Annotated in this window: 16 protein-coding genes; 11 read left to right on the forward strand and 5 right to left on the reverse strand. The window is 55.9% G+C overall.

The genetic code is table 11. The features are described 5' to 3' along the window. Window positions 1-92: 92 nt before the first annotated feature. Window positions 93-2,522: a bifunctional aspartate kinase/homoserine dehydrogenase II gene (locus tag AC1UKS_RS21555; protein ID WP_482435169.1), complete on the reverse strand. Its 2,430-nt coding sequence runs from the start codon at window positions 2,520-2,522 to the stop codon at window positions 93-95. A 2-nt stretch (window positions 2,523-2,524) separates the two neighbouring features. After that, a complete protein-coding gene (gene metB, locus AC1UKS_RS21560; protein WP_265909353.1) occupies window positions 2,525-3,685 on the reverse strand; it encodes a cystathionine gamma-synthase in 1,161 nt (386 codons plus the stop codon). 285 nt (window positions 3,686-3,970) lie between these two features. On the opposite strand from metB, the gene metJ reads away from it, so the two are divergent. Further along, complete coding sequence (metJ, locus tag AC1UKS_RS21565; protein ID WP_013200201.1) at window positions 3,971-4,288, forward strand: met regulon transcriptional regulator MetJ; 318 nt, start codon at window positions 3,971-3,973, stop codon at window positions 4,286-4,288. Between the two features lie 104 nt (window positions 4,289-4,392). Here the strand turns inward: metJ and AC1UKS_RS21570 are convergent, their stop codons facing one another. After that, entirely contained in the window at window positions 4,393-5,394 is a 1,002-nt protein-coding gene (locus AC1UKS_RS21570; protein WP_482435170.1) for an aldo/keto reductase, read from the reverse strand. Between the two features lie 99 nt (window positions 5,395-5,493). On the opposite strand from AC1UKS_RS21570, the gene AC1UKS_RS21575 reads away from it, so the two are divergent. Further along, the gene (locus AC1UKS_RS21575) at window positions 5,494-6,396 is read left to right on the forward strand and encodes a LysR family transcriptional regulator (RefSeq protein WP_482435171.1); all 903 of its coding nucleotides are present in this window, start codon (window positions 5,494-5,496) and stop codon (window positions 6,394-6,396) included. Between the two features lie 81 nt (window positions 6,397-6,477). Here the strand turns inward: AC1UKS_RS21575 and rpmE are convergent, their stop codons facing one another. Further along, window positions 6,478-6,693 carry a 50S ribosomal protein L31 gene (gene rpmE / locus AC1UKS_RS21580; protein ID WP_013200198.1) on the reverse strand — a complete coding sequence of 72 codons (216 nt, stop codon included), beginning with the start codon at window positions 6,691-6,693 and terminating at the stop codon, window positions 6,478-6,480. A gap of 217 nt (window positions 6,694-6,910) precedes the next feature. Here rpmE and priA point away from each other — a divergent pair, with 217 nt between their 5' ends. The 7 genes from priA to rraA all read left to right on the forward strand — a co-directional run bounded on the left by priA (window position 6,911) and on the right by rraA (window position 15,059). Further along, on the forward strand, window positions 6,911-9,109 hold the full coding sequence (gene priA / locus AC1UKS_RS21585; RefSeq protein ID WP_265909355.1) for a primosomal protein N': 2,199 nt from the start codon (window positions 6,911-6,913) through the stop codon (window positions 9,107-9,109). A gap of 225 nt (window positions 9,110-9,334) precedes the next feature. Further along, window positions 9,335-10,339 carry a DNA-binding transcriptional regulator CytR gene (cytR, locus tag AC1UKS_RS21590; protein WP_482435172.1) on the forward strand — a complete coding sequence of 335 codons (1,005 nt, stop codon included), beginning with the start codon at window positions 9,335-9,337 and terminating at the stop codon, window positions 10,337-10,339. Between the two features lie 168 nt (window positions 10,340-10,507). Continuing rightward, window positions 10,508-11,416, forward strand: a complete 909-nt coding sequence (ftsN, locus tag AC1UKS_RS21595) for a cell division protein FtsN (protein WP_482435173.1) — start codon at window positions 10,508-10,510, stop codon at window positions 11,414-11,416. A gap of 90 nt (window positions 11,417-11,506) precedes the next feature. Further along, complete coding sequence (hslV, locus tag AC1UKS_RS21600; protein ID WP_013200194.1) at window positions 11,507-12,037, forward strand: ATP-dependent protease subunit HslV; 531 nt, start codon at window positions 11,507-11,509, stop codon at window positions 12,035-12,037. Window positions 12,038-12,048: 11 nt separating this feature from the next. Beyond that, window positions 12,049-13,380: an HslU--HslV peptidase ATPase subunit gene (gene hslU, locus AC1UKS_RS21605; protein ID WP_013200193.1), complete on the forward strand. Its 1,332-nt coding sequence runs from the start codon at window positions 12,049-12,051 to the stop codon at window positions 13,378-13,380. A 157-nt stretch (window positions 13,381-13,537) separates the two neighbouring features. After that, a complete protein-coding gene (locus AC1UKS_RS21610; protein ID WP_265909358.1) occupies window positions 13,538-14,467 on the forward strand; it encodes a 1,4-dihydroxy-2-naphthoate polyprenyltransferase in 930 nt (309 codons plus the stop codon). A gap of 106 nt (window positions 14,468-14,573) precedes the next feature. Further along, on the forward strand, window positions 14,574-15,059 hold the full coding sequence (gene rraA / locus AC1UKS_RS21615; RefSeq protein WP_013200191.1) for a ribonuclease E activity regulator RraA: 486 nt from the start codon (window positions 14,574-14,576) through the stop codon (window positions 15,057-15,059). 45 nt (window positions 15,060-15,104) lie between these two features. Here rraA and zapB read toward each other — a convergent pair whose 3' ends face one another. After that, the gene (zapB, locus tag AC1UKS_RS21620; protein ID WP_013200190.1) at window positions 15,105-15,344 is read right to left on the reverse strand and encodes a cell division protein ZapB; all 240 of its coding nucleotides are present in this window, start codon (window positions 15,342-15,344) and stop codon (window positions 15,105-15,107) included. A gap of 448 nt (window positions 15,345-15,792) precedes the next feature. On the opposite strand from zapB, the gene AC1UKS_RS21625 reads away from it, so the two are divergent. Both AC1UKS_RS21625 and glpK read left to right on the forward strand, forming a co-directional pair. Beyond that, window positions 15,793-16,641 (forward strand): MIP/aquaporin family protein, encoded by an 849-nt coding sequence (locus AC1UKS_RS21625; protein WP_482435174.1) that lies wholly within the window; start codon window positions 15,793-15,795, stop codon window positions 16,639-16,641. Window positions 16,642-16,673: 32 nt separating this feature from the next. Beyond that, window positions 16,674-18,188, forward strand: a complete 1,515-nt coding sequence (glpK, locus tag AC1UKS_RS21630; RefSeq protein WP_482435175.1) for a glycerol kinase GlpK — start codon at window positions 16,674-16,676, stop codon at window positions 18,186-18,188. Window positions 18,189-18,276 lie beyond the last annotated feature (88 nt).

Consider the following 18,276-nt stretch of genomic DNA (forward strand, 5'->3'; position numbering starts at 1 on the left):
ACAAATTCTCACTAAAGTTGAACAGACTTCATGATGGCAGGAAAATTTTGAGGAAAATCAGGGGCCAGCGGATACCGGCCCCGAAGACAGGATTACAGCAGTTGTGCCAGACGGTTCAGGTCAGACTGAATGGCACCGGCGGTCACATCACGGCCAGCACCCGGCCCACGGATAACCAGCGGATTATCACGATACCAACGGCTTTCAATCGCGAAGACGTTATCGCACGGCAGCAGCGAAGCCAGCGGATGCTCGCTGCGCACCGCTTCCACGCCCACGCGCGCTTTGCCATTGGCATCGAAGCGCGCCACGTAACGCAGCAACAGCCCCATTTCCTGAGCGGCTTCAAAACGCTGCTGCATCTGGTCGTTCAACGCCTCACCATTTTCGAAGAAGTGATCGACCGACTCGCCCTTACAGCTGTCCGGCACCAGCGATTCAACGCGAACCTGATCCGGTTCGATGTCATAACCCGCTTCGCGCGCCAGGATCACCAGCTTACGCATCACGTCCTGACCGGAGAGATCCACTCGCGGATCGGGCTCGGTCAGCCCCTGCTGCCAGGCTTGATCCACCAGCTCGGTAAAAGGCACCGTGCCGTCATACTGTAAGAACAGCCACGAGAGCGTGCCGGAGAAAATGCCGCTGAGTGACAGAATGCTGTCGCCGCTTTCACGCAGATCGCGCACCGTATGGTTCACCGGTAAGCCCGCGCCGACGGTGGCGTTGTACAACCACTGGCTGCCGGTCTTGGCGAACGCATCGCGGATCTGGCGATAACGATCGGTCGTTGACGCGCCCGCCACTTTATTGGCGCTAACCACATGGAAGCCGTAGCTGGCGAAATCCAGATACTGATCGGCCAGCGTTTCGCTGGCGGTGACATCCAGCACCACCAAATCATCATACGGGTGGGCACGCATCCACAGGAACAGCGACTCTTCATCCTGCTCGACCGCTTCATCTTCGAAGAAAGCCATCGCGCGGGAGGCGTCCAGTCCGTCATAGTTCAGCAGGCTGCGGCAGCTGTCCACCACGCCAGCCAGCAGGAATTCGAAGCCGGTGCGGGCAGAAAGGATTTCCTGCTCACGTCCGAACAACTCCAGCCAGCGGGAACCGATATTGCCTTTGCCAAACAGCACCAGGCCTATACGCTTTTCCGCACGGAACAGCGAGTGGTGCAGACCTCTGATCAGGCTTTCGGTCGGGCCAACACGCAACACCGCGACCAGACTGATTCCGTCTTCAGACTGCCAGATAAATTCTACCGGCTGATCTTTCAACTGCTGCCAGAAGCGGTGGCTGTGCAGCGGGTTACGGCAGACGCCCGCACCGACCATCGCCACCAGCGCCATGCCTTCACGCAGCTGAATGCGGCCAGGGATGCCCGCATCCTGAAGCAGATCCAGCGCGCTGCTGACCACTTCAGAGGTGTAGCAAAGCTGAATAAGATTGCGGTCGGGATGGACACCGGTGGCCAGCGGACGCAGCTGTGCGCGCTTCAACAGGTGATCGATCTCTTTATGCTGAGAGGCAAAGTCGTGCTGCGAAGGCACATGGAACTCAATCAGACAGACGTCATCATGGCTGGTGACAATCCTTGCGCCCGTCCCGGAAGCCAGCACGCGCTCAATGCGGGTTGAACCCTGCTCAGGCTGATAGCTGCAACGCAGTTGCAGATCGATATCACTGCCGGAGACGGGTTGCAAAGTACGGGTGTGCAGAACCGGCGCGGCAAGGCGCGCAAGCTCACTGGCTTCATCCAGACGAAGCAGTGGCAACAGGCAGGCATCCTTCACCTTGCGCGGATCGGCACTGTAGACGCCCGCCACGTCGCTCCAGATGGTGACGCGGGACACGCCCGCCAGCGCACCAATTTGCGTGGCTGAATAGTCACTGCCGTTGCGACCGAGCAGCACCGTTTCACCCGCTTCATTGCGGCAGATAAAGCCGGTGACCACCAGACGACGGTTGGGATGCTGGATCATCAACTGCTGTAGCAGCGGCCAGGATTTCCCTTCGTCCACTTCCGGCTGCGCAGCACGCTCAGCACAGAGGAATTCACGCGCGTCCAGCCAGCTGGACGCGATATCTTTCAGTGTCAGCACCGCAGCCATCAGCCTGGCGGACCAGATTTCGCCGTGTCCCACCACTTCGGCATAGACTGCATCAGTGATGTTGCCGTCCAGCAGCGCAGCGAGTTTTTCCAGATCGTGAATAAACTCGGCAATCATGCCGTCTGCCTGAGCAGGTGGCAGCAAGCTGGCAATCAGCTCGCTCTGATAGCGACGCAGCGCCTGCTGCACCTGGTGAGCCGATAACCGATCGCTCTGGCTTAACTTCAGCCAGCTGATCAACTGGTTGGTCGTGCTCCCCGCAGCGGAGACCACCATGATATCGCCGGGATGGCTGTATTCCGCCATGATCCCCGCCACACGCAGGTAACATTTGGCGTCCGCAAGACTGCTTCCACCAAATTTATGCAACTGACGCGTACCTGCTGCCACTGCTGACTGACTCATACTTACCTCTCGGCCGCTATCCGGAATGCATTATCCAGATCGGCGATTAAATCTTCGTGGTCTTCAATTCCAACTGACACGCGCAACAGCGTCTCAGAAATACCTGCGGCGGCACGGGCTTCGGCCGACATGCCTGCGTGGGTCATGGTTGCGGTGTGAGAAATCAGGCTCTCCACGCCACCCAGCGACTCTGCCAGCGTGAACAGTTCCAGCGCTTTCAGGAAACGGCGTAAGGTCTGCTCATCGCCATCCAGCTCGAAACTGAGCATCGCGCCAAAGCCTTTTTGCTGACGAACGGCAAACTGGTGGCCCGCGTTTTCCGGCAGGGAAGGATGATACAACTTTTTGACCAGCGGTTGTTGCTTCAGGTAATCAACGATGGCTAACGCATTGCGTTGTGCCGCCGCCATACGTGGTGCCAGCGTGCGCATGCCGCGCAGCAGCAGATAGCTGTCGAACGCGCTGCCGGTGGCGCCGATATTGTTTGCCCACCACGCCAGTTCGGTCACCAGCGCCGGGTCTTTCGCGATCACCGCGCCCGCTACCACATCAGAGTGGCCGTTCAGGTATTTGGTGCACGAGTGCAGCACCACGTCAGCGCCGAGCGCCAGCGGGTTCTGCAAGGCCGGGCTGAGGAAGGTATTGTCCACCACGGTAATGGCACCGGCTTCCGCAGACGCTTTGCAGATGGCGGCGATATCCACCACGCGCAGCAGCGGATTGCTTGGGCTTTCGATCAGCACCAGCTTCGGCTTTTCGGACAGAGCCGCGTTCAGCGCCGCTTCATCGCCCTGATCGACAAACTTCACGCGGTACGCACCGCGCTTGCTCAGGCTGTCGAACAGGCGATAGCTGCCGCCGTAGCAGTCGTGCGGGGCCACCAGCAGATCGCCAGGCTTCAGGAATACCGTGCACACCAGGTTAATGGCTGACATCCCGGTATTGGTCATCACCGCACCGGCACCGCCTTCCAGCTCGGCCAGCGCACGCTGAACCACATCGCGCGTCGGGTTGCCACGGCGAGAGTAGTCATGGGCGCGAGGCTCATTGAAATCGGTAAAGTTATAGGTGCTGGAAAGGTGGATCGGCGGGACAACGCAGCCATATTGCTCGTCATCATTCAAACCGCTGCGTACTGCGATGGTTGCCTGTTTACGCGTCATGGTGCAAATATTCCTGACTGGATAATAAAGAAGAGCCCTAGCATAACAGCGCAAAGATGGACGTCAATACATCTGGACATCTAAATGTCTTTGCGTATAGATTGAGCAAACCGACAATAACCGTTAAGATTATGACGCTATAGCCGACAGAAAGTTGAGCCAATGCAGTGTGATGGTCACTAACTTCGGGCATAATTAGCCGAATTTCGGTATATACCCAACGCTCACAGGCAGGCATGCCGGGAAATAAGGGTAATTTCAATTTAATGATGACTAAGGTAACCCATGGCTGAATGGAACGGCGAATATATCAGCCCGTACGCTGAGCACGGCAAGAAAAGCGAACAGGTTAAAAAAATCACGGTATCCATTCCGTTGAAAGTATTGAAAATTTTGACCGATGAGCGGACACGCCGTCAGGTTAATAACTTGCGTCATGCCACTAACAGCGAACTGCTTTGCGAAGCGTTTCTGCATGCTTTCACCGGCCAGCCTTTGCCAGATGATGTTGATCTGCGTAAAGAACGCAGCGATGAGATCCCGGAAGAAGCCAAAGCGATCATGCGTGAGATGGGCGTCGATCCCGATACCTGGGAATACTAGGCCCGCCTCAAGGCATAAAAAAATCCGTGAATGGATAGCATTCGCGGATTTTTTTTGCCCGTGATTTATCGGTTCACCGCCTGAGGGGATCGCCTTTACGGCATTCAATCACGCTCAACCAGCCCAAATTCACCGGCGTTATAACGTTCTCCCGCGATATTGCCATCGCTGAATAAGCGGTCAAGATGGCTGACATCGCCAGTCGCCAGCGCAATCTCGGTGGCTTTGCAGTTATCTTCCAGGTTGGCGATTTTACTTGCGCCAGGGATTGGTACGATGTTCTGCCCTTTCGCCAGCACCCAGGCCAGCGCGATCTGGGCGGACGTCGCGCCATAACCTGATGCCATCTCCGCCAACTGGGCGAGCAGCTTCTTGTTTTGCGCCAGGGCATCGGGCTGGAAACGCGGCAGCGTTCTGCGATAGTCGAAGGCATCAAGCGTGTCAGGATCGGGCAACTTGCCGGTCAGGAAGCCGCGTCCAAGCGGACTGTACGGTACGAAACCGATGTTCAGCTGCTGACAGGTGGCCAAAACGCCCTGTTCAACATCCCGGCTCCACAACGAGTATTCGCTCTGTAAGGCGGTGACCGGATAAACAGCCTGCGCTCTTCTCAACGTCTCGCTGGAGACTTCGGACAGGCCGATATGCTGGATTTTACCTTCGCGCACCAGATCTGCCAGCGTGCCCATCACCGCTTCAATCGGCACCGCAGGATCGGGACGGTGCTGATAAAACAGGTCCAGCGTCTCAACGTTGAGCCTTTTTAACGACGCTTCCGCCACGGCGCGGATATTCGCCGGTTGGCTGTTAACGCCTTTAATCCGTTCCCACCCCTCCCCCTGGTCAGTGATGTTAAAGCCGAATTTCGTTGCGACCTTAATCCGTCCCTGATACCCCTTCAGGGCCTCTGCCAGCAGTTCCTCGTTATTGAAAGGCCCGTAAACTTCGGCCGTATCGAGAAAATCCACCCCCAGATCGAACGCACGGTGGAGGGTGTTGATCGCCTGCTGGCGATCGTTGTGACCGTAAGCGAAAGTCATCCCCATGCAGCCGAGGCCGATGGCCGAGACCTCAAAACCCTGACTGCCTAATGTTCTGCGCTTCATTTTCTTCTCCGGTAATTGGCGACAGAACCGTTATACTTTGCTCAGATTTATTCAACAATTGATGCCTTTTAAGCAGATTAGTGAAAAATAATCACGAATATGAAAACACGCGCCACGCTGCAGGAATTAGAGATTTTCACCGCCATCGCCCGCCATCTTAACTTTGGCAAAGCGGCGAAGGAGCGAAACGTCACGCCCTCGACGCTCAGTCACACCATGACTAATCTGGAACAGCGCATCGGCGTTCGCTTGCTGAATCGCACCACGCGCAGCGTTTCACTCACTGAAGCCGGGAAAGCATTTTTACTGCGCATTGAACCGGCGATGCTGGATCTGTCGCTAGCGGTGGATGAACTGAATCACTGGCGGGTCGATCCGCGCGGCACGCTGCGGCTGAATATGCCGCGCAGCGCCGAAGCCCTGTACCTGCAGTCATTGCTGCTGCCCTTTCGCCAGCAGTATCCCGATATCGCGCTGGAGGTCACCACCAACGACAGTCTGGTGAACATTGTCGAAGGGGGATTTGATGCCGGCGTTCGTTTTGGCGAGGCCATCCCGCAGGATATGGTGGCGATCCCTTTTGGCAGAAAACTGCGGGGATCGGTGATCGCCAGCCCGGCCTTTATCGCACTGCATGGCGTCCCTGAGCATCCTCAGGAGTTAATCAACTTCCCCTGTATTCAGCGGCGTTTTCCCAGCGGGATGAATTACAAATGGGAATTTAGTGACGCAGGTAAGCCACTGGCGGTTGCCTTGCAGGGCAGCCTGACGCTGGACAATGATTTTGTGCTGGCAGACGCGGCGAGCGCAGGGGCTGGATTCGCCTTCGTATTTAAAGATCTGGTGCAAAACCGGCTGGATAACGGTGAACTGGTAGAAGTGCTGGCGGATTTTGCCGCCCCGCCTGAAAGCTTCTGGCTGTACTATCCATGCAGGAAATACACCTCAACGCCGCTGCGCTGTTTTATTGCGTGGCTACAGGCGTTTAACCGTCAGCCCTGAGCGGAATGACAGGCATAAAAAAACCCAGCCGTAGCTGGGTTTTCATCACTTGCGAAACGGAAACCGTTTCTTTCAGGCAACTTACTTGCTGCTGCCAGGCATAGTGAAACGCTTGTTGAAGCGGTCAACACGACCACCGCTAGCAACGTCACGCTGCTTACCGGTGTAGAACGGGTGGCAGTTACCACACACGTCCAGGTTCAGGTCGTGACCCACGGTTGAGCGGGTTTTGATTTCGTTACCGCAAGAACATTTAGCAGTAACTTCAGCGTAATTAGGGTGAATACCTTTTTTCATGGGAAACCTCAGTTAAGGCCGTGTCGCTCTCCCGTGCCAGGATTATTCCTGCACCGGCACCACACGCGGATTAATAATAACAGGTGTTTTGATACCAATAATGCCGTATCAACGGCGGCAAACTATACAGAAAGGTAACGTCTGCTGCAATCGAATCCGCACATTACGGAAGACACAGTGTACACTATCTCGCTCATAATTTCATCCGGATGATTTCATGCCCGTTGTTCAGGTCGCGCTACCCGTCCCGCTTGCCCGCAATTTTGACTATGCGTTACCCGCTCATCTGCCGTTACCGGTAGCCGGCGCGCGCGTCAGCGTGCCTTTTGGCAAGCGCAAGGCGATTGGCGTAGTGGTCGGCACGTCTGAAACCAGCGATTTCCCGCTGGATCAGCTTAAGGCCGTGCATGAAGTGTTGGACGAGGCGTCACTCTACCCGCCGTCGCTGTGGCGCATTCTGCTGTGGGCCGCCGATTATTATCACTATCCGCTGGGCGAAGTGCTGTTTCACGCCATGCCGGTGCTGCTGCGACAGGGTAAACCCGCGCAGGAAGCGCCGATCTATCAATGGTTCCTCAGCGAATCAGGGAAAGAAACGGCGCCGGAAAGCCTGAAGCGCGCACCGAAGCAGCAGCAGGCGCTCGCCGCCCTGCGTCAGCGCCCGCTCTATCGCCATGAAGTCAGCCAGCACGATATTACCGACGCCACGCTGCAGGCGCTGCGGGCGAAAGGCTTGTGCGATCTGCGCGCGCAGCCACGGGCTCAGCAGGACTGGCGCACCGACTATGCGGTGAAAGGTGAGCGATTAAGGTTGAATACCGAACAGGCCACCGCCGTGGGCGCGATCCGCAGCGAAGACGATCATTTTGCCGCCTGGCTGCTGGCCGGGATCACCGGTTCCGGCAAAACCGAAGTCTATCTGAGCGTGCTGGAGAATGTGCTGGCGAACGGCGGTCAGGCGCTGGTACTGGTGCCTGAAATTGGGCTGACGCCGCAAACCATCGCCCGCTTTCGGGAAAGATTTAACGCACCGGTCGATGTGCTGCACTCCGCCCTGAACGACGGCGAACGCCTGGCCGTCTGGCTGCGCGCCCGTCAGGGTGAAACGGCGATTGTTATCGGCACGCGTTCCGCGCTGTTCACGCCCTTCGCACGGCTTGGGGTGATCATTATTGATGAAGAGCACGACAGCTCTTATAAGCAGCAGGAAGGCTGGCGTTATCAGGCTCGCGATCTGGCCGTGTTCCGCGCACGACAGGAAGATATTCCGATTGTGATGGGCACCGCAACGCCCGCGCTGGAAACGCTGCACAACGTGCAGATGGGCAAATACCGCCAGCTGAATCTCAGCAAACGTGCCGGTAACGCCCGTCAGGCGACGCAACAGCTGATCGACCTGAAAGGGGTGAAATTACAGGGCGGACTGTCGCCGATGCTGATCAAAAAAATCAGTCAGCACCTTAAAGCGGACAATCAGGTGCTGTTGTTCCTGAACCGTCGCGGTTTCTCTCCCGCTATGCTGTGCCATGAATGCGGCTGGATTGCCGAGTGTCAGCGTTGCGATCGCTACTACACGCTGCACCAGCATCATCGCCAGCTGCGCTGCCACCATTGCGACAGCCAGCGTCCGGTGCCCCATCAGTGCCCGCAGTGCGGATCGACCAACCTGGTGCCGGTCGGGCTGGGAACCGAGCAGCTTGAACACAATCTCAGCGAGCAGTTCCCTGACGTTCCGCTGTCGCGTATCGATCGTGATACCACCAGCCGCAAAGGGGCGCTGGAACAGCATCTGGCGGATGTGCATCGGGGCGGCGCGCGCATTCTGGTCGGCACGCAGATGCTGGCCAAAGGTCACCACTTCCCGGATGTGACGCTGGTGTCGTTGCTGGATGTGGATGGCGCGCTGTTTTCCGCCGACTTCCGTTCAGCCGAGCGCTTCGCCCAGCTTTACACTCAGGTGGCCGGACGCGCAGGCCGTGCGGGTAAGCAAGGAGAAGTGATGCTGCAGACGCACCATCCTGAGCACCCGCTGCTGCAAACCTTGCTGCATCAGGGCTACGATGCCTTTGCCCAACAGGCGCTGGTCGAGCGCAAAACCGTGTTCCTGCCGCCGTTTACCAGCCATGCGCTGTTCCGCTCCGAAGATCATGATAATCAGCAGTCTGCGCTGTTCTTACAGCAGCTGCGTAATTTGCTGGAAGCCAGCCCGTTGAAAGATGAGGCGTTTTGGGTGATGGGGCCGGTTCCGGCACTGCAACCTAAGCGCGGTGGCCGCTTCCGTTGGCAGTTGCTGTTACAGCATCCGTCACGCGCCGTATTACAGCGGTTAATTAAAAATTCATTGCCGCTGATTGGCACCTTGCCGCAGGCGCGAAAAGTGAAATGGACGCTGGATGTGGATCCTACAGAAGGCTAAATCGTCTTACGGGTGCGAGTAACGTCGAAAAAAGTCGCACAAGTCACAATTTTTATGCAAATTAAGTAACAGCCTGTCGCCGCATCTGATAAACATGAGTGTCTGGCCTACAAGAAGACCTCTCGTGGCTACGTATAATTAGAACCGTCCCCAAGTGTCAGGTCAGCTCAGGCTGGCGTGAGGAGAAAAGCGTTGGAGCACAATCAAGAGACAACAGGCGCGACCATGAAGGACGTGGCTGAAGAAGCAGGCGTGTCAACGGCGACCGTTTCGCGCGCCCTGATGAACCCGGAAAAGGTCTCTGCTGCCACGCGCAAAAAAGTCGAAAAAGCGGTGCTTGCCGTTGGTTACTCCCCTCACGCGATGGCCCGCAGTGCCAAACGCAGCGAATCCCGCACGATCCTGGTGATCGTGCCTGACATCTGCGATCCCTTCTTCAGTGAGATGATCCGCGGCATTGAAGTGGTCGCGGCCGATCAGGGTTATCTGGTCCTGATCGGCGACTGCGCTCATCAGAACAAGCAGGAAAAATCCTTTCTCAACCTGGTGATGACCCGTCAAATTGATGGCATGGTGCTGTTGGGATCACAGGTGCCTTTCGACACCGGGATAGAAGAGCAGCGCAATCTTCCGCCGATGGTGATGGCCAATGAATTTGCGCCTGAGCTTGAGCTGCCGACCGTGCATATCGATAACCTGACCGCGGCCTTCGAAGCGGTTAATCATTTGCTAAAACTCGGCCACAGTCGCATTGCCTGTATTGCCGGGCCGCAGGATATGCCGCTGTGCCAGTATCGTCTGCAGGGCTACATCCAGGCGTTACGCCGTAATGGCCTGGCGGTCGATCCGCACTACATTGTGCGCGGTGACTTTACTTTCGATGCCGGTTCGCGGGCGATGAAACATTTGATGACGCTGCCAAAGCCGCCGGACGCGCTGTTTTGCCACAGTGACATCATGGCGCTAGGCGCGATGTCTCAGGCCAAAATCATGGGATTACGCGTGCCTCAGGATTTATCGCTGATTGGCTTCGATGACATCGAACTGTCCCGTTACAGTGACCCGCAACTGACTACGGTTGCCCAGCCGAGGTTTAATATCGGTCGGGAAGCGATGCTGCTGTTACTCGAACAGCTGCAGGGTAAAACCGTTAACAGCGGTTCCCGCCTGTTAGACTTTGAACTGAAAATTCGCGGCAGTACCGCACCCTCCCTGCGGGAAAAAGTCTGAAAAGCTGACTATTTCCGCCTGCATGGACGCAAAAACAAGATTCAGTGGATTCTTACAGGGATCCCCGCTGGTCAAACTTCCGGCCCTTAAGTAACATGACGGGCTGATAGCCGGGCGCGTCAGCTTTGGTCCGGCCTCACCTTTCATTGAATATTAGCGGAACGATTAGTGGCACAAAAAGATTACGTAGGCCGCGGGCGTTCGACAGGGACGCGTCGCAAGAAGACCAACAGTCGCACTAAAAAGCGCAGTGGTGGTGGTTCAGGAGTTTCAAAAATTATGGTTGTGCTTGCCGTTGCCGTGCTGGTGACGTTCGTCGGCGGACTGTGGTTTATTGCCCATCATAAAAAAGAAGAGACGCCGGAAATCCCCGCGCACAAAGCCGTGGGTAACGGCCTTCCGCCTAAACCGGAAGAGCGCTGGCGTTATATCAAAGAGCTGGAAAACCGTCAGATTACCGTTCCCTCACCTGTTGAACCGTCATCAGGTGGCGAAGTGCAATCCAAGACCCAGCTCACCGACGAACAGCGCCAGCTGCTGGAGCAGATGCAGTCTGATATGCGCCAACAGCCAACGCAGCTGAATGAAGTACCGTGGAACGAACAAACCCCGGCACAGCGTCAGCAAACGTTGCAGCGTCAACAGCAGCAGAGCCAGTTACAGCAGCAGTCACGGATGCCGCAGCAGCAACAGCAGCAGGCGCCTCGTCAGGCACCCGTTGCGCCGGTAACCCGGGCAACGCCGGCAGTGCGTGAACCGGTTAAGCCGCAGCAGGCTGCGCCAGCGCAGGCACCGGCACAAACCGCTCAGCAGCCGAAAACGGAGAGCAAACCGAAAGAGGCCGAGAAGTCTCAGCACTGGATGGTGCAGTGTGGTTCGTTCAAAGGGACCGACCAGGCAGAGTCGATTCGTGCACAGCTGGCCTTCGAAGGATTTGAAAGCCGAATCACGACCGGCGGTGGCTGGAATCGCGTAGTGATCGGCCCGTACAACAGCCGTTCTTCGGCTGACAGCACGCTGAAACGTCTGCGCGGATCTGGCCATTCAAATTGTATTCCTCTCGCCTCCGGGGGTTGAAACCCCTTAAAGCCGCCCCATATCTGGTTGCATCAATGCCCCGCAGGTGAACTGCGGGGACATCTTCTGACTGCAACAAGGGGTCTGCCCGTGACAACAATTGTAAGTGTACGACGCAACGGCCAGGTAGTAATTGGCGGTGATGGCCAGGCTACCCTCGGCAACACCGTAATGAAAGGCAACGTCAAAAAAGTGCGTCGTCTCTATAACGACAAAGTCATTGCCGGTTTTGCTGGTGGGACCGCAGATGCCTTTACGCTATTTGAACTCTTCGAACGTAAGCTGGAAATGCATCAGGGCCACCTGGTGAAAGCGGCCGTTGAGTTAGCGAAAGACTGGCGTACCGACCGTATGCTGCGCAAGCTTGAAGCGCTGCTGGCGGTAGCCGATGAAAATGCCTCCCTGATTATTACCGGTAATGGCGACGTCATTCAGCCGGAAAACGATTTAATTGCCATTGGTTCTGGTGGTCCTTACGCGCAGGCTGCTGCCCGTGCGCTGTTGGAAAACACTGAAATCGGCGCACGTGACATCGTTGAAAAAGCGCTGGGTATTGCAGGCGACATCTGCATCTATACCAACCACAACCTCACCATCGAAGCATTACCGTCTAAAGCGTAAGGATCCCAACTATGTCCGAAATGACTCCGCGCGAGATCGTCAGCGAACTGAACAGATTTATCATTGGCCAGGATAATGCCAAGCGCGCCGTGGCGATCGCCTTGCGTAACCGCTGGCGTCGTATGCAGCTCGACGAAGAGCTGCGCCACGAAGTGACGCCAAAAAACATTCTGATGATCGGCCCGACCGGTGTGGGTAAAACAGAAATTGCCCGCCGCCTGGCAAAACTCGCCAACGCGCCGTTTATCAAAGTCGAAGCGACCAAATTCACCGAAGTGGGTTATGTCGGTAAAGAAGTGGATTCCATCATCCGCGACCTGACCGATTCTGCCCTGAAGATGGTGCGTTCTCAGGCGATTGAAAAAAATCGTTACCGCGCTGAAGAGATGGCGGAAGAACGCATTCTGGACGTGCTGATCCCACCGGCCAAGAACAACTGGGGCCAGTCTGAAGCGGAAGCCGCACCGTCTGCAGCCCGTCAGTCTTTCCGCAAAAAACTGCGTGAAGGCCAGTTGAACGACAAAGAGATTGAGATCGATCTGGCCTCTTCATCGATGGGCGTTGAAATCATGTCGCCTCCGGGCATGGAAGAGATGACCAATCAGCTGCAGTCGATGTTCCAGAACCTCGGTAACCAGAAGCAGAAGCCGCGTAAGCTGAAAATTCAGGAAGCGATGAAGCTGCTGATTGAAGAAGAAGCCGCCAAACTGGTCAATCCGGAAGAGCTGAAGCAGGAAGCGATCGACGCGGTTGAGCAGCACGGTATCGTCTTTATCGATGAAATCGACAAAGTTTGTAAGCGTGGCGAAAGCTCCGGCCCGGACGTTTCCCGCGAAGGCGTACAGCGCGACCTGTTGCCACTGGTAGAAGGCTGCACCGTGTCAACCAAGCACGGCATGGTGAAAACAGACCACATTCTGTTTATCGCGTCGGGTGCGTTCCAGGTTGCCAGCCCGTCAGACCTGATCCCGGAACTGCAGGGTCGTCTGCCAATCCGCGTTGAGCTGCAGGCACTGACCACCCATGATTTCGAGCGCATTCTGACCGAGCCGAGTGCCTCCGTGACCGTGCAGTACAAGGCGCTGATGAAAACCGAAGGCGTGGATATTCACTTCACCGAAGACGGCATCAGCAAGATTGCCGCCGCTGCGTGGCAGGTGAATGAAACCGCCGAGAACATCGGCGCGCGCCGTCTGCATACGGTGCTGGAACGTCTGATGGAAGATATCTCCTATGACGCCAGCGACCTGAATGGTCAGTCGTTCACCATTGATGCCGAGTATGTCGGTAAGCATCTGGACGAGCTGGTCGCAGACGAAGATTTGAGCCGCTTTATTCTGTAATCGCCCGGCGAAAATCGACACATCAGGAGGCTTCGGCCTCCTTTTTTATTGCCTGAAATCCCTTCCCGACGGTTGCATCCTTGACGTGGAATAACTCTCCGCCCCGTCGCAGACGCTACCATAGCGCCACGTCTTCCCTCAGCCAGGACCTGCCGCTATGACGGATAATCTGCACCCGATGACCGCACTCTCTTCTTCCCGCGCCTGGCTGGAAAGCCTGCGTTTGCGCACGCTGCCGCTGGCCTGTGCCTCGGTGATGACCGGTTCCGCGCTGGCCTGGTGGCAAGGACATTTTAATGTGGGCACCGCCGTGCTGGCACTGCTCACCACCGCACTGCTGCAAATTCTGTCCAACCTGGCGAATGACTATGGTGATGCCCTGAAAGGTAGCGACACGCCCGCCCGCATCGGGCCACTGCGGGGCATGCAAAAAGGGGCGATTAGTCAGAAGCAGATGCGCAGTGCCCTGATCCTCACCGTGGCCATGACGGTGATATCCGGCGTCGCACTGGTGATCCGCGCCTGTCAGTCGGTAAACGATTTTTTGGGCTTTATTGCGCTGGGCGCGGTGGCGATCGTCGCCGCCATCGCCTACACCGTCGGCAAGAAACCCTATGGCTATTTAGGGTTGGGCGATGCGTCGGTATTAATTTTCTTCGGCTGGCTTGGGGTAATGGGCAGCTACTATCTTCAGGCCCATCAACTCTCCCTGTTACTGCTGTTACCCGCCACAGCCTGTGGGTTGATGGCGGTCGCGGTGCTTAACGTCAACAACATGCGCGATATTGAAAGCGATCGGCAGCATGGCAAGTTTACCCTGGCGGTGCGCTTAGGGGCGAGTGGCGCCAGGCGCTATCACCAGCTGATCCTCACCGCGGCCGTGCTCTGTTGCGCGGGTTTTGCCCTGCTCACTTCGTTGAATCTCGCCGGCTGGTTATTCCTGCTATCCGCACCGTTGCTGTTCAGACAGGCCCGCTACATTACGCAGCAGCCTTCCGCCGTCGCCATGCGCCCTATGCTGGCGAAAACCGTTAAATCCGCCTTGTTGCTCAACCTGCTTTTCTCACTCGGGCTGGTCCTCAATTAACTGCGATGTGTTTGACTCATCGCAACTTTTAACAATTGATGATTTTGCCAACAGCGGCGAGAAAGCGATATACTTAGGGTTCCTGTGGCAAACAGACGAAACCCTTATGAAATATGATACTTCTGAACTCTGCGACATCTATCACGAAGATGTGAACGTCGTTGAACCGCTCTTTTCAAACTTCGGTGGCCGTACGTCGTTTGGCGGGCAAATCATCACGGTAAAATGTTTCGAGGACAACGGGCTGTTGTACGATCTGCTGGAGGAAAACGGGCGAGGTCGTGTGCTGCTGGTTGATGGCGGCGGTTCGGTGCGTCGTGCGCTGATTGATGCGGCGCTGGCCAGACTGGCACTGCAGAACGAATGGGAAGGCATTGTGGTGTACGGTTCCGTTCGTCAGGTTGACGATCTGGAAGAGCTGGATATTGGCATTCAGGCGATTGCTGCCATTCCGGTCGGTGCTGCGGGTGAAGGCATTGGCGAGAGCGATATTCGCGTCAACTTCGGTGGCGTCACTTTCTTCTCCGGCGACCATCTTTACGCCGACAACACCGGCATTATCCTTTCCGAAGATCCGCTCGATATCGAATAAAAAAAACGGGTGCCACTGGCACCCGTTTCTCTGCTGACCGTTAAATCAGACTTCTTCCATTTTTCCCAACAGGGCGCGCAAACGCTCCTGCCAGACAAGCTGCTCTTCTTTCAGGTGCTGGTTCTCACGCACCACTGATTCGCTATTCCCTGCAGCCTGCTGAACCTGCTGATTCAGGTTGTTGTTCTGCTCTTTCAGCTCTTCAATTTCCATCTGTAACAGGGTGATGGTATCAATCGCCTGTTGTACTTTCGCTTCCAGTTTCTCGAACACTTCAAATGACATTGTAAAAGACCTCTCCAAATCGCCAGGCGTTGATGTTGCCAGCCGCAGATCATGAGGGGATAAGCCGGGATTCCACGGATAACAACGCTTCCCCGATTGTAAGTAGACCCGCGCCCCAAGTCCAGTAGCGAACCCGCACAGGGTGCAGACTGTAACAATTTTCAGCATAGACCTGGAATCTGCAACATTACCCGCAGTATTTGCGGGGCTAATGTTAACGATTTGGGATAAAAATCATCAAATGGAAAATTGAAATGTTGTTTCAGGAAAGCAAAAAGACGCGAAAACGCTCATTTTTATGACACAGCACACAACTTTTGATTTCGCTATTTCTCGTTTATGCTCGTTAACGATAAATTTACATCAGCCCTACATAAGATTTGGGCGGCTCAGGGAGTGAGAAAAAAACGAAGTACAACATTAAACCTCGCCTTCAGGAAATGTCATCATGAGTCAGACAGCAACAAGCACGCTCAAAGGGCAGTGCATCGCCGAATTCCTTGGTGTCGCCACCATTATCTTCTTTGGTGCCGGCTGTGTCGCCGCCTTGAAACTGGCTGGTGCAAGTTTTGGTCAGTGGGAAATCAGTATCATCTGGGGGATTGCCGTTGCGATGGCCATCTATCTCAGCGCCGCTATCTCCGGCGCGCATCTGAATCCTGCAGTGACCATTGCACTCTGTCTTTTCGCCAATTTCGAACGCCGTAAAGTTGTGCCGTACATTCTGGCACAAATCGCCGGTGCCTTCTGCTCCGCCGCCCTGGTTTACGGTCTCTACTACAATCTGTTCTTTGATTACGAACAATCGCATCAGATGGTGCGTGGCAGTATTGAGAGCCTCGATCTGGCCGGGATTTTCTCCACCTATCCAAACCCGCACATTGGCGTTGGTCAGGCCTTCCTGGTTGAAGCGGTGATCACTGCAGTGATGATGGGCCTGATTATGGCGCTGACCGATGACGGTAACGGCCTGCCTCGCGGTCCGATGGCTCCGCTGCTGATTGGCCTGCTGATTGCGGTAATCGGTGGCTCAATGGGTCCTCTGACCGGCTTTGCACTGAACCCGGCGCGTGATTTCGGACCGAAACTCTTTGCCTGGCTTGCGGGTTGGGGTAACGTCGCCTTTACCGGTGGCCGTGATATCCCGTATTTCCTCGTGCCAATCTTTGGACCGATTGTGGGCGCCAGCCTGGGCGCAGTTGGCTATCGCTATCTGATTGCCCGTAACCTGCCTGGCGCAGCTGTAGTAAAGAAAGACGAGAAGACGATAGCGCGTGCTGAGCAGCGTAAAGCGTAAGTGCTAACCCTTTACACCATCAGGAATGAATTATGACCACAGAAAAAAAATACATTGTCGCGCTCGATCAGGGGACGACCAGCTCTCGTGCCGTGATCCTGGATCATGACTCCAACATCGTTGCCGTCTCCCAGCGCGAATTTCAGCAAATTTATCCTAAGCCCGGCTGGGTTGAGCATGACCCGATGGATATCTGGGCTTCCCAAAGCTCCACGCTGGTAGAAGTGCTGGCGCACGCCGATATTCGTTCAGACGAGATTGCCGCGATCGGTATCACCAACCAGCGTGAGACCACCATTGTCTGGGACAAAGAAACCGGCAAGCCGATCTACAACGCTATCGTCTGGCAGGATCCGCGCACCGCTGACTACTGTGCAAAACTGAAAAAAGAAGGGCTGGAAGAGTATATCCAGCACACTACCGGCCTGGTGATTAACCCTTACTTCTCCGGTACCAAGGTGAAGTGGATCCTCGACCACGTGGAAGGCTCACGCGATCGTGCGAAACGTGGCGAGCTGCTGTTTGGTACGGTTGACTCCTGGCTGGTGTGGAAAATGACGCAGGGACGGGTACACATCACCGATTACACCAACGCCTCGCGTACCATGATGTTTAACATCCACAAGCTGGAGTGGGATCAGCGCATGCTGGATATCCTTGATATCCCGCGTGAAATGCTGCCAGAAGTGAAGTCATCTTCTGAAGTGTACGGTCAGACCAACATCGGTGGTAAAGGCGGTACGCGTATTCCAATCGCCGGTATCGCCGGTGACCAGCAGGCGGCGCTGTACGGCCAGATGTGTGTTCAACCGGGTATGGCAAAAAATACCTACGGCACCGGCTGCTTTATGTTGATGAACACCGGTACTGAAGCGGTGACCTCAACCAACGGCCTGTTGACCACTATCGCCTGTGGCCCACGCGGTGAAGTGAACTACGCACTGGAAGGCGCGGTATTTATCGGCGGTGCCTCTATCCAGTGGCTGCGCGATGAGATGAAACTGATCGGCGATGCAACCGACTCCGAGTACTTTGCGACTAAAGTGAAGGACAGCAACGGCGTTTATATGGTCCCTGCCTTTACCGGCCTGGGTGCGCCATACTGGGACCCGTATGCCCGTGGCGCGATCTTCGGCCTGACGCGCGGTGCGAATGCTAACCACATCATCCGTGCCACGCTGGAGTCGATTGCTTATCAGACGCGTGACGTGCTGGAAGCGATGCAGATCGATGCCAATACCCGCCTGCAGTCTCTGCGTGTGGATGGGGGTGCGGTTGCCAACAACTTCCTGATGCAGTTCCAGTCCGACATTCTGGGAACGCGTGTTGAGCGCCCTGAAGTGCTGGAAGTGACCGCATTAGGTTCAGCGTACCTGGCTGGCCTGGCCGTCGGTTTCTGGTCTGATCTGGATGAAGTGCGTGAAAAAGCGGTGATTGAGCGTGAGTTCCGCCCAAGCATCGAAACCACCCAGCGTAACTACCTCTATGCCGGCTGGAAAAAAGCCGTTTCTCGCGCTCAGGCGTGGGAAGATCAGGACGACTCGTAAGTCTGAAAATTGCCCGTGGCCTCCCGGCTACGGGCTTTTCCCCCCTCCCTCTTTCCCCGCTGTGATAAACTTTCCGCCTCAACATTTC

It is taken from the genome of Erwinia sp. AK-PDG3-5 (assembly GCF_056821705.1).

Excerpts from the sequence above, each read along its gene's own strand:
- rraA (WP_013200191.1), top strand. The coding sequence starts at position 14,574 with ATGAAATATGATACTTCTGAACTCTGCGACATCTATCACGAAGATGTG.
- metB (WP_265909353.1), bottom strand. The coding sequence starts at position 3,685 with ATGACGCGTAAACAGGCAACCATCGCAGTACGCAGCGGTTTGAATGAT.
- zapB (WP_013200190.1), bottom strand. The coding sequence starts at position 15,344 with ATGTCATTTGAAGTGTTCGAGAAACTGGAAGCGAAAGTACAACAGGCG.
- AC1UKS_RS21625 (WP_482435174.1), top strand. The coding sequence starts at position 15,793 with ATGAGTCAGACAGCAACAAGCACGCTCAAAGGGCAGTGCATCGCCGAA.
- hslU (WP_013200193.1), top strand. The coding sequence starts at position 12,049 with ATGTCCGAAATGACTCCGCGCGAGATCGTCAGCGAACTGAACAGATTT.
- AC1UKS_RS21610 (WP_265909358.1), top strand. The coding sequence starts at position 13,538 with ATGACGGATAATCTGCACCCGATGACCGCACTCTCTTCTTCCCGCGCC.
- AC1UKS_RS21570 (WP_482435170.1), bottom strand. The coding sequence starts at position 5,394 with ATGAAGCGCAGAACATTAGGCAGTCAGGGTTTTGAGGTCTCGGCCATC.
- AC1UKS_RS21555 (WP_482435169.1), bottom strand. The coding sequence starts at position 2,522 with ATGAGTCAGTCAGCAGTGGCAGCAGGTACGCGTCAGTTGCATAAATTT.
- rpmE (WP_013200198.1), bottom strand. The coding sequence starts at position 6,693 with ATGAAAAAAGGTATTCACCCTAATTACGCTGAAGTTACTGCTAAATGT.
- AC1UKS_RS21575 (WP_482435171.1), top strand. The coding sequence starts at position 5,494 with ATGAAAACACGCGCCACGCTGCAGGAATTAGAGATTTTCACCGCCATC.
- priA (WP_265909355.1), top strand. The coding sequence starts at position 6,911 with ATGCCCGTTGTTCAGGTCGCGCTACCCGTCCCGCTTGCCCGCAATTTT.
- metJ (WP_013200201.1), top strand. The coding sequence starts at position 3,971 with ATGGCTGAATGGAACGGCGAATATATCAGCCCGTACGCTGAGCACGGC.
- cytR (WP_482435172.1), top strand. The coding sequence starts at position 9,335 with ATGAAGGACGTGGCTGAAGAAGCAGGCGTGTCAACGGCGACCGTTTCG.
- glpK (WP_482435175.1), top strand. The coding sequence starts at position 16,674 with ATGACCACAGAAAAAAAATACATTGTCGCGCTCGATCAGGGGACGACC.